This window comes from Paenibacillus tepidiphilus (assembly GCF_008635795.1).
In the GTDB taxonomy this organism is placed as follows: Bacteria; Bacillota; Bacilli; order Paenibacillales; family Paenibacillaceae; genus Paenibacillus_AQ; species Paenibacillus_AQ tepidiphilus.
In genome coordinates this window covers 77,925-89,031 of sequence record NZ_VWRQ01000006.1, presented here as the reverse complement: position 1 = coordinate 89,031, position 11,107 = coordinate 77,925, and the positions used below count along the sequence as shown (strand labels likewise).

Below are 11,107 nucleotides of genomic sequence, written 5' to 3'. Positions count from 1 at the left end.
TCTTTGCCTGGTGTAGTCTTTTATTTTTATGAACAACGATTCCTTTACGTTCCCTGTGCATCAAAAATGACATTCACGGAGGACGCTGCACCCGGTGTGGCCGACTGGTAGGAGAGACGGGTGTATTTGAGGAAGCGGGCTGGCACAATAACGTCTACGGAGCCGGCAGGCAGCGGATTATCCCCTGTGGTGTCGATGAAATAATTCGTTCCGTCGGCGCTGATCTCGACCCGCGTATTGACGGGATTTGCACCGGTGTTTACTACAAAATAAGAGTAAGTGCCAAGCACACTGGTAGTCTGTGCCGGAAGCGGGGTGTAAGCATCGGCGGTCGGAATGCCGATAAAAGCTTCTTCCACGAAGCTGCGCTGTGAAATTGAAGTGACACTGCTCAGCGTACCGGCGGTGATGGTAGCGCCGAGCACACTGGTGATCGTGCCGCCGAGCAATGTGCCAACGGCTGAAAGTGTACCAGCAGTGATAGTAGCGCCGAGTACACTAGTAATGGTACCGCCAAGAATGTCTGTGACCGTGCCGACGGAGGACAATGTACCGGCAGTAATGGTAGCACCAAGCACACTGGTTATGGTACCGCCGAGCAATGTACCAACGGCTGAAAGCGTACCAGCAGTGATAGTAGCGCCAAGCACACTTGTGATGGTGCCGCCGAGCAAAGTACCAACCGCTGACAGTGTACCAGCGGTGATGGTAGCGCCGAGTACACTAGTAATGGTACCGCCAAGAATGTCTGTGACCGTGCCGACGGAGGACAATGTACCGGCAGTAATTGTGGCACCGAGCACACTAGTAATGGTACCGCCGAGGATGTCAGTGACCGTACCAACGGACGACAATGTACCGGCAGTAATTGTGGCACCGAGCACACTGGTGATGGTGCCGCCGAGGATGTCAGTGACCGTACCAACGGACGACAATGTACCGGCAGTAATTGTGGCACCGAGCACACTGGTGATGGTGCCGCCGAGCAATGTGCCAACCGCTGACAGTGTACCAGCAGTGATAGTAGCGCCGAGTACACTAGTAATGGTACCGCCGAGGATGTCAGTGACCGTACCAACGGACGACAATGTACCGGCAGTAATGGTTGCGCCAAGCACGCTGGTGATGGTGCCGCCGAGCAAGGTACCTACTGATCCTACCGAGGACAATGTACCGGCAGTAATAGTAGCGCCAAGCACACTGGTGATGGTACCGCCAAGGATGTCAGTGACCGTACCCACGGACGACAATGTACCGGCAGTAATAGTAGCGCCAAGCACACTGGTAATGGTGCCGCCAAGAATGTCTGTGACCGTACCAACGGACGACAATGTACCGGCAGTAATAGTAGCGCCAAGCACGCTGGTTATGGTGCCGCCGAGCAATGTGCCAACGGCTGAAAGTGTACCGGCAGTAATAGTAGCGCCAAGCACGCTGGTGATAGTACCGCCAAGAATGTCTGTGACCGTACCAACGGACGACAATGTACCGGCAGTAATGGTAGCGCCAAGCACGCTGGTGATGGTACCGCCGAGCAAGGTACCTACTGATCCTACCGAGGACAAAGTACCGGCAGTAATGGTAGCACCAAGTACACTGGTGATGGTACCGCCGAGCAATGTGCCGACCGAACCGACGGAGGATAACGTACCGGCGGTAATGGTGGTGCCAAGGACGCTGGTAATGGTACCGCCGAGGATGACAGTGGTCAGATTACCACTAGGATCGGTCAACAAAGGCAGGTCGGTAGAGGTTGAAGGGTCCCGGCCGAAGATAAGTGCACGCAGGTTATCCGGATTGGTTTGGAACGAACTGAAATTCGGCAAAGTGATTCACCCTTTCTTTTTGCTAGAATTGTTGCCAGAAGACTTGCTCGTAAAAAGACCCAGGACACTTCGTCCGGGCCTTCATGCGCGGAAACAAGGGAATCTGGAAGCGGAGAGCCTGTACGGAATAAACCCATTCGCGAATGGTGTGATATCAATATATGGAGAGTTTAAGAGAATGACTGGGCGCTGCCGGCAAAAATATGCGGATTACCGAACAACCTGTCAACCGCAGGTGCATACGATGAGAGTATGCTGACACGACTGGAGGATGAAGCTATGCCTAATGAGGCGATTTTTAATCAGAGCAGCGGTCCGCTCTACACGGAGCAGGTCAATACCTACATCTCCCCGGCCATTGATAACTTTCCGGAGGCGGATGCCGCGTTAGCCGGCTTGTTGTTCTCCGCACCGTTTGCTTCTACAGTGACTACGGCCGCGCCGCTCGTCATTCAGGTGGCCAACCCTGGGGGCAGTGGCCGGACGGCGTATGTCTCCAGGGTGACGGGGAGCTCTGCTGCGTCGGCAGTGACGCTGACCGTATTAAGAAATGCGACTGTTACAGGCGCTACGATTGCGCCTGTGAATTTTAATTTTGGCAGTGTGAACGCCAGTGTAATGACAGTGCGGACTTCGACGGCTGCGCCTACAGGCAGTCCGGGGACCTTGGCGTCTTTGCTGCTGGCCGCAGGTCCGGTCGTTGTCGATTTCAACGGCCGGATTGTCGTGCCGCCCGGCAGCTCCGTAACCCTGGCGATCACGATTGCCTCAGGGAGCTCGGCTGCCACGGGAAGCATCAACTGGTGGGAAAGCTGATGGAAGGAGGAATGGAGAATGCCTAATCATACTGTGTTCAACGACGAGGACCAGCCTGTATATGTGGAATCGACCAATACCTATCTGACACCGGAAATTTCGGCGCCGCCGGAGATGAACGCTGCGCAGAATACCGTGTTGTATTCGGCAAATGCCTCCGCTTCCGCCACGGTCGTGCTCGCCCTGATCTCGGCGATTTCCTCCGTCCGCATTGCCAATCCTGTGGGCAGCGGCAGAACGTTCCACATTTCCCGTATCAGCGGCAGCATCGGCGGCTCCTCGCTGCTGTCCGCGATGTCGGGTACGTTCAGCATTGTACGCGGCGGCACGTTAACTTCTCCCGCCACACTGACGCCGGTTAACAACAATTTGGGCAGCTCAGCGGCAAGCGTCGCCACAGCGCAGTCTTCCACCTCTGTCATCAGCGGAGGTCTGGTGTTATATTCCTATCAGCTCGCTCCCGGAACGTTCTCACAGCCCTTCTCCGGCAGCATCGTGCTCCCGCCCGGGAGCGCCCTCAGCGCCAGCGTCGTCTCTTCAAGCTCCGCCATCGGTCTAACCATTACATCCGCTGTCAGCCTCGTATGGTGGGAAAGCCCGGCGTAATTCATGATATTCCTGTATCTGTAAGGCTATACGAAGAACGGCAAGCCTCTGCTGTAGGTGCAGAGGCTTGTTCGGCATCCGCAACAGGGCTTTTCCATTGACAATAAAGGCTCAGGAATGGTACTTTCATTCACAAGGAAACCGGTTTCTCACTATGAAGAAGGCGGAACATATAATGTGTGATGACCTGTCACACAACAGATAGGAGAAATGTAATAATGCCAACACGCTGGTTCGTGTATCACACTTCGGAAGATCCTTTTGCCTGTCCGTCCGGACCGGGAGCTCTTAAGCTGCGGCTGTTCGTGCAGAATGGCTGCGGGCTGATTTGTACAGTCCTCCATTCAGACCGCTATGACCCGCCCGGGAGTGAGGTTCCGCAGACGATGGAGTTCATCGGCTCCGCAGGCGCCTATGAGATCCATGAAGCAGTTATCCGTACGGAGACCGGTAAATGCAGATATCTGTTTCATCTTAAGAATGCAGCCGGGGAGTATCAGTGGTACGGCGAAAGGGGAATGGCTGAGAACAGGGAGCGGGCGGGAGCCTTTCAATATGCGTATCTGCACCGGCCCAAAGCACTGGAGCTGCCCGCATGGAGCAGCGACGCCATCGTCTACCAAATCTATCCGAGCAGCTTCAATAATGGCACGCTGAAGGGGATTACGGCCAAACTCCCATATCTGCGGGAATTGGGCGTTAATGTGGTCTATATGACGCCGATTTTTGAATCGCCTACAGAGCATAAATACGATACTACTGATTATTATAAAATCGACCCTGCCTTCGGCAGCACGGAGGATTTGCGCGAGCTGGTCGAGCAGGCTCACCGTGAGGGGATCAGGGTGATGCTGGATGCAGTATTCAACCACTCGGGCGATAAGTTCTTCGCCTTCCGCGATGTGCTTGAACAAGGCGATAGCTCTCGTTATAAGGACTGGTTCTTTATACACTCGTTCCCGGTGGTGCAGCAGCCTGTTCCTACCTATGAAACCTTTGCCAAAGCCGAATATCACATGCCTAAGCTAAATACCAATCATCCGGAAGTAGCCGAGTATATGCTTGAAGTGGCCAAGTATTGGGTGCGCGAGACCGGTATCGACGGCTGGCGGCTGGATGTGGCGAATGAGGTAGACCCGCTATTCTGGCGGCGTTTCCGGAGTGAACTTAAGGCAGAATTCCCTGAGCTGCTGATTATCGGAGAAATTATGCATGCCTCGGGTCCCTGGCTGCGGGGAGACCAGTTTGATGGGGGGATGAATTATGTGCTGCGCGATGCCATCCTCGAATTCTTCGCAGAGCAGTCGGTCGGACCGGTTCGCTTTATGGAGCAGCTGCTCCATATGGAGGCGCTGTGCAATGATCAAGCCAATTCGGCGATGTTCCAGCTGCTCGGAAGTCATGACACACTGCGTTTCCTGACAGCCTGCAAGCAAGGCGGACGGGGCTGGGACCATGAGCAGACCGGTATCCGCCGAATGATGCTGGCGGTATTCTTCCAAATGACCTATATCGGGATGCCGATGATTTACTACGGCGATGAGGTCGGCATGGAGGGGGCGACCGATCCGCATTGCCGCAAGCCGATGCTATGGCAGGAAGAGGAGCAGCATGCGGAGCTTAACGGATGGTACCGCCGGTTAATGGCTCTCCGCAAAGAGCACGCGGTCCTGCGCACCGGCTCATTCCGGCCCTGGTTCACAGATGAAGCGCGCAATGTCGTCGGATATGTGCGGCGCAGCGAACAGGACCGGATCGGGCTGGTGATCAACAACTCGCCGAATACCTGTGAAATCGCAGTGGACAGCTTCCGCAGCGATACGAATGCCGTGACCGATCTGCTGAGCGGCGTCACCTTCCGCAATTCGGGCCGCATGCTCGTGGAAGTGGAGCCCTTCGGCTGCTTAATGCTCCGTTAAGGCCAGGCTCATTTCTTCCTGGCTTTGCGCAGTGACCGCAGCTCCTGGTTCTCCCATTGCTTCAAAAGCGGATATGGGTCAAAGGCCCATTCGTTAATTCCACGGTCCCGGTATATGCCGTAGTGCAAATGCGGCGGGAACTTGCCTTGAGTTCCAGGACTTCCGTAGCCTGAGCTGCCAACCCAGCCAATGGTCTGTCCGGGAGTAACAATATCGCCTCTGGACAATGATTTCTCATAGCCGGAGAGATGCGCGTAATAATGATACCGGTTCTCGATGTCCCGGATTCCGACTCTCCACCCTCCGTAGCGGTTCCAGCCCTTCGTCTCCACAATGCCAAAGCAGGTGCTGCGAACGGTCATGCCGTGCGGTGCGAAGATGTCGGTGCCTTCATGAATACGCGCTCCTCCCCAGCTGCGGCCGGTGCCCCAGGTGCTGCGGTAGGCATAGCTGTTCCCGATCGGCAGCGGAAAGGCGCTCCCTGCAAGATTCAGCCGCCCGAAATGCTCGTACAGCTTGACGAACTCGGCGATACGCTGAGCGGCACGGCCGTTATGGTAATACTCCCATACCGCGATGCTGAAATCGTTCGGTGAGTCGCCATATTCATGCAGATGGACAGCTATGCTGTACAGGGCATCGATATCATTCCCGGGGTCGGCCAGGCCGTCACCCGACCCGTCACGCCCGAATCCGCCGAAGAAAAGGATGGATTTCGGGTTTTTGTCATCCTGATCCGGATTCAGCGGACCCGCCCATATCGGCGCGGGAATGGTTATGGCGGTTAGCCGGCCGGAGGCTGTGTTCCCGGCTTCCGTTTTCTTCTTGGCAATGGTTCGTTCATATTGATCAATGGCGGCGTAGCGGAACCAGGGGATACCCGTGGCGGCGCTCATTTGCTCATACAGTGCTTTGCGGGCGGCGTACTCCTGATCCTTGTCCGCTGCAATACTGCCGGATTGGGCAGCGGCACCTGCGGCAGACGCGGCATCCGCCATCCCCCACAGCAGTGCGGCAGCGGACAGGCAGAGCACGGCGCTCTTTTTTCCAATATGTTTAACAAGGGCCAGCATGAGTACGACCTCCTCAGTTCGGGACGTGCGGTTAAGCACAGTGCTTTTCTTTAGATTGAAGCAAAATGCCTTTTTTTATCCGTGACGCTGCAGCCGTGTTCTCACAAAAACAGGAAATTGTCTGGAACGCATGCTATAATATGAGGCAGGTTCCGGATGGAATGAAATTTTACAGGGGATGGATGACCTGTAGGGTGTGGATTATGTTATATTGACGTTAGTGCAAAATCCGCAGCCTTTGCCAAAGCGTCTGCAGGTGCAGCGGTACTATCCGCCGGAGGCGTGCGCGCTTATAGAGGAGAGAGTGCAGCGCGGCTTTTTTTACGCTTCCAAATCATCATTGAAAGGCAGGCGACATACGCTTGATCGTTATAGGTGGGAAGGGCTACGAGCTTGTGCTCGATCATAAGGACGGCTGGAACCCCGAAGCATTTCGGGGCAGATACAGCGAGGTGTTGGACAGATATGATTACATTATCGGGGATTGGGGCTACAGTCAGCTGCGTCTGAAGGGGTTCTACCGGGACAACCATCCGAAGGTGAACCGGGATACGGCCATTTCAGGCATGGTGGATTACATTAATGAATATTGTAATTTCGGCTGCGCCTACTTCGTGCTGCAGAAGATGAAAGAAATGCCGAAGGACAGCGGGGAACGGGATATTCTGTTGAAGGACCCTGTGGAATCTACGGTAGAACCGGAGCAAGAGGGAGGCAGCGGAGAAGCCGCCGCCGCTCCATTCCGGGAACCGCGTGAGAAGCCAGGTCCGTCGAGACCGGCCGCCAAAGGCAAAGAAAACGGCGGAGGCAAGGAACACTCCGGCAAAGACCGGCCTGCCAGGGAGCATAACGGCCGCCATCACCGGAACAAAGACGGCCATCATAAAAAAGGCAACCGTCCGGCTCAGCAGCAACAGAACCAGCAGCAACAGAACCAACTGAACCAACAGCAACAGAACCAGCCACAGAATTCCAATTAACGACCGGAAGTGAGTGGAGCGGACAGCTCCCGGGGAAATTATTAAGCAGAGCGGTGGTTCTCCGGTATCGGGGGATTGCTGCTCTGCTTGTTTTCGGTTCGGCATCGGCCGGGATAAGAACGTCAAAAGGAGCTGCCCCGACGGCCATTTATGGCCCTGGGACAGCTCCTTCGTTTACTGTAATCAAATTATTGAATGGATAATTTCAGGTTGTTCTGAGCGCTGTTGTAGCTCCAGGAGAGCGCTGGAAATTTCTTCTTAAAGGCAGTCAGATCGATCAGCGTCTCCCCGTTTACGGAGACAGCTTCTTTGGATGCCAAGGTGAAGCCGAAGGCTTTGCCGGCACCCGTAGTCAGCACGACCTTCTTGTTTTTCGCGTCCCAGGCCAGGTCGCTTTCGGTCAATGCGGCGAGCACGCGGGCCGAAGCATACACCTTGTTGTTCTGCTTCAGCAAGCCGACGTTTCCGGCAAAAGCGACTCCGTTGATATCAAGTATATGATGATCCCCGGTAAGCGTGATGCTCTGAAGTCCGGCGATTTGCAGGGCGGTAACCAGCTGTGCAGCCTTACCTTGGATTTCGATATCCGGAGCAAGTCCGATATGGTTGAAATCCTCTTTGTTCGGAGTCAGATATTTCATGGTCGTCAGCTTGAGCATGTCACCGTTGCTCATCGGCAGCAGGCTTTGGATACGCGCCTTGCCATAGGAGCGCGTGCCGACAATCGTCGCCAGCTTGTTGTCGCGCAGGGCTCCGGTCAGTGCTTCGGAAGCACTGGCGGTATATTCGTTGGTCAGGACCACGACCGGTACGCCGATTTTGCTGCCGCCCGTAATCATCTCGGGTACCAGCTGCCCGCTGGAATCCGCAGTATATAACATGACCCCGTTGTCAATGAATTGGGCGGCAATGTTCTTGGCGGTGTCCATGTAGCCGCCAGTATTGTCCCGCAAGTCCAGCACGAGAGATTTCATGCCGGCTGCGCGCATCTTGGCCAGCTCGGCGGTGAAATCCTCATCGGCATCTTCCGTAAATCCGCTAATGGCGATATAGGCTACGTTCTTGCCGAGCACCTTGCTTGTTACGGAGTCGGTGTTGATTTCATTCCGTGTAACAATGAAGGTCTTGTTCGAGCCGCTGCGCTGCACGAGCAGTGTTACCTTTGTTCCCGCAGCGCCTGCCAGCTCGTCGCCTTCCATCTGAGCGTAAGGAATTCCGTCCACCTTCAGAATGGTATCACCGCGCTTCAGACCCGCCTGCTCCGCCGGAGAGCCGGGCATAACCTCTTCAATGTACAGCTCTGTTGGCGTATACATGAGCATGATGCCTATTCCTACATACTCCAGGTCAACCGAATGCTCGAATTCGGCGGCCTCCTCACTGTTAAAGTACGAGCTGTATGGGTCGTCCAGCGTGCTGATCATTCCATCGATGGCCCCGCGGATCAGGGTGTCCTGATCCACCCCTTCAATATTGTAATATTCCAGATATTGCATCACTTCGTTGATCATATCGGTCTTGGATGCAGTATTTGCGGCATTCTCTTCCGCCAGTGCCGCAGGGGCGAAGGCGAGGGACAAGGCCAGACAGCCGCTGAGCGCAGCGCTGAACAATTTCGCGGATTTCATCATAGTATACGTCCTTTTTTATAGTTTTGGGCCTAAGGGTCGAGTAAGCAATCAGTTCTCTGTTCCGATATTATAGTAATCGTCGATTTTCCATACGCCGTTCGCTTTGTACATAATAAATACTAATGTCTGCGGGTAGCTTTCGCCCGTTTCGGCATCCTTAAGGGAGGCTTCCGTATATACGGCGGCTTCGTCCGCAGTGTAATAATAAATGTTGGAAGCGTTCAGGGTGTAACTGAAATTGTAGTCGTTAAAAAACTCCAGCAGGTCCGCTTTGTAATCCGCCTCATATTCGCCGAATGAAGTTTGGAGTGCCAGAACTCCCTCTGCGTTTTCCGCATTCATATTCTGGTAATACTTATCCACAAGGTCTTTAATGGCGGCGGCATCGCCCTGTGGTGCAGCTGCTGCGGTCATACCTTGCTCCCTGGTCAGCAGAACCGATGAGTCCTGCAGTTCAACAGAGGAGATTTTCCAGGCTCCCTTGGTGCGTGTGAAGGTATACAGATAAGAATATTGCTGATCCGGCAAATAATAGCCGCCTGTGCGGACTGATGTCTCCTCGGTGTAGACGCTTGCTTCGTCTCCTTCAATGCTCAGTACCTGCACATTGTCGACAGATACCTTAAGGTCATACGCCGCAAAGGTGTTCTCCAGGTCGGCAATAGCTCCGGCCTTGTCCTCTTGCTCATCAACAAGCTCGTAGAAGGCAGTGGCATTCTCTTCATTGTAATATTTGTTCGCCAGCTGGATCATTGCCTTGATTGCTGCTTCATCGGAGGCTTTGGAGGCCGGGGTCTTGATAACCACGTTTCTGCCCGCGGCGTTCCATACCGCTGTACCTCCGGTAGCTTCGGCAATGAACCGCAGCGGAACATACGTCGTGCCTGCCTTGGAGACAGGAGCTACCGTCAGCTTCTTGACAATGCCGTTGACTGTGGCACGGCTGCTGCCCACTGTGAGTGTAATGGTCAATCCGTTTCCGCTTCCGGTGACAGTGCCGCTCTTCGCATCCCAGAGCACACCCAGTCCGAGCTTCTCGAACACGGCGCGGAAGGGAACCAGCACGGAGTTATTGCTTAAATAAGGGGTACCTGCAGGAAAAGCGACATTGCTGCCGTTAATGGAAACCGTAATCGGTTTCTCCGCTGCAAAAGCGGGAATGGCAAGAACCAGCGCTAACACGCTGACCGCCAGCAGGGACAATAATTTCTTCAAGATATTCTCTCCTTTATAATTAGCAGCACTATGTAAAATAGGTTCATTATACCACCTGCATTTTTGGACTGTCTATCATTTCATGTAAGCAGCAGGTGTTATAATTGTAAAAATGAGGAAAATAAAAACGGGAACGAAAAATTCATCCCCGTACGGAATAAGCGTTAAATCAGAAAGGCTTCGCGCACCCGGCTCCAGAAAGGGAAGGGGCGGTATCTGGCGAAGGTTATTTTTTTGTCGGATACCTGACAGCGCACCGAGACCAGATCGTCGACCGGAATGTTGTTGTGATCGACGGTAAGCAGCAGTCTCTGGTCCTTGCGGGAGAAAATATCGCAATGATGATGCTTCGGCAGCAGCAGCGGCGAGCCCATCGTGCGGAACACCCGGTTGTTGATCGAGGCGATTTCGGCAATTTGCAGCGCTTCAATCGTAGGGTGTACCATGGCGCCGCCAAGGCTTTTATTGTAGGCCGTGCTTCCCGATGGAGTAGAGATGCACAGTCCGTCACCCCGGAACATCTCGAAGGCGACATCATTGATATCGACCTGGATGACGACCGTACCATCCACGCCCTTCAGCGTAAATTCATTCAGCGCAATATGGGAGGAGGAACCGGATTTCTTGTGAATCTCCAGCTCCAGCAGCGGATACTTTACCATACGCGGACTGGATGGTCCACCTTGGCCTTCACCGCATATATAGTCGATCAGCGTGGGCAGCTCTTCCGCCTGCCAGTCGGCATAGAAGCCCAGATGGCCGGTATGAACGCCGACGAACGCCAAATTCTGAATCTGGTCGATAAAGGTGTGAAATGCATGCAGCATCGTTCCGTCGCCGCCGATGGATATAACAATTTGCGGAGACTCGGCATCGAGCTGCAGATTCCGCTGTGCCGCAAGCCGGTGGAATTGCTCCGCAAGTGTGATGGACAGCTCGTCGCCGCGGTCCAGAACATAATATCTCAAGATGTGCCAAGCCCCTTTATAATTCTGTGATACACCGATCATAATCAATCTTGCAGCGGAAAACAATATTTTA

9 protein-coding genes are annotated in these 11,107 nt (G+C 54.2%); 4 read left to right on the top strand and 5 right to left on the bottom strand.

What is annotated here, in order from left to right; all coding sequences use genetic code 11:
- Window positions 1-44 precede the first annotated feature (44 nt).
- Window positions 45-1,826 (bottom strand): DUF6385 domain-containing protein, encoded by a 1,782-nt coding sequence (locus F1379_RS30260; RefSeq protein WP_239004614.1) that lies wholly within the window; start codon window positions 1,824-1,826, stop codon window positions 45-47.
- A gap of 279 nt (window positions 1,827-2,105) precedes the next feature.
- On the opposite strand from F1379_RS30260, the gene F1379_RS09700 reads away from it, so the two are divergent.
- The 3 genes from F1379_RS09700 (at window position 2,106) to F1379_RS09690 (ending at window position 5,167) form a co-directional block, all read left to right on the top strand.
- On the top strand, window positions 2,106-2,642 hold the full coding sequence (locus F1379_RS09700) for a hypothetical protein (protein ID WP_150268974.1): 537 nt from the start codon (window positions 2,106-2,108) through the stop codon (window positions 2,640-2,642).
- Between the two features lie 18 nt (window positions 2,643-2,660).
- Window positions 2,661-3,248: a hypothetical protein gene (locus tag F1379_RS09695; RefSeq protein ID WP_150268972.1), complete on the top strand. Its 588-nt coding sequence runs from the start codon at window positions 2,661-2,663 to the stop codon at window positions 3,246-3,248.
- 218 nt (window positions 3,249-3,466) lie between these two features.
- Entirely contained in the window at window positions 3,467-5,167 is a 1,701-nt protein-coding gene (locus F1379_RS09690) for an alpha amylase N-terminal ig-like domain-containing protein (protein ID WP_150268970.1), read from the top strand.
- An 8-nt stretch (window positions 5,168-5,175) separates the two neighbouring features.
- On the opposite strand, the gene F1379_RS09685 is transcribed toward F1379_RS09690, so the two are convergent.
- Complete coding sequence (locus F1379_RS09685) at window positions 5,176-6,240, bottom strand: M23 family metallopeptidase (RefSeq protein ID WP_150268968.1); 1,065 nt, start codon at window positions 6,238-6,240, stop codon at window positions 5,176-5,178.
- 362 nt (window positions 6,241-6,602) lie between these two features.
- Here F1379_RS09685 and F1379_RS09680 point away from each other — a divergent pair, with 362 nt between their 5' ends.
- Window positions 6,603-7,220, top strand: a complete 618-nt coding sequence (locus F1379_RS09680) for a YutD family protein (protein WP_150268966.1) — start codon at window positions 6,603-6,605, stop codon at window positions 7,218-7,220.
- Between the two features lie 188 nt (window positions 7,221-7,408).
- On the opposite strand, the gene F1379_RS09675 is transcribed toward F1379_RS09680, so the two are convergent.
- The 3 genes from F1379_RS09675 to F1379_RS09665 all read right to left on the bottom strand — a co-directional run bounded on the left by F1379_RS09675 (window position 7,409) and on the right by F1379_RS09665 (window position 11,034).
- Window positions 7,409-8,851, bottom strand: a complete 1,443-nt coding sequence (locus F1379_RS09675) for a S41 family peptidase (protein ID WP_150268964.1) — start codon at window positions 8,849-8,851, stop codon at window positions 7,409-7,411.
- Between the two features lie 48 nt (window positions 8,852-8,899).
- On the bottom strand, window positions 8,900-10,066 hold the full coding sequence (locus F1379_RS09670; RefSeq protein WP_162551111.1) for a copper amine oxidase N-terminal domain-containing protein: 1,167 nt from the start codon (window positions 10,064-10,066) through the stop codon (window positions 8,900-8,902).
- A gap of 164 nt (window positions 10,067-10,230) precedes the next feature.
- Entirely contained in the window at window positions 10,231-11,034 is an 804-nt protein-coding gene (locus tag F1379_RS09665) for an NAD kinase (protein ID WP_150268960.1), read from the bottom strand.
- Between the last annotated feature and the right edge of the window lie 73 nt (window positions 11,035-11,107).

Excerpts from the sequence above, each read along its gene's own strand:
- F1379_RS09675 (WP_150268964.1), bottom strand. The coding sequence starts at position 8,851 with ATGATGAAATCCGCGAAATTGTTCAGCGCTGCGCTCAGCGGCTGTCTG.
- F1379_RS09690 (WP_150268970.1), top strand. The coding sequence starts at position 3,467 with ATGCCAACACGCTGGTTCGTGTATCACACTTCGGAAGATCCTTTTGCC.
- F1379_RS09700 (WP_150268974.1), top strand. The coding sequence starts at position 2,106 with ATGCCTAATGAGGCGATTTTTAATCAGAGCAGCGGTCCGCTCTACACG.
- F1379_RS09695 (WP_150268972.1), top strand. The coding sequence starts at position 2,661 with ATGCCTAATCATACTGTGTTCAACGACGAGGACCAGCCTGTATATGTG.
- F1379_RS09685 (WP_150268968.1), bottom strand. The coding sequence starts at position 6,240 with ATGCTGGCCCTTGTTAAACATATTGGAAAAAAGAGCGCCGTGCTCTGC.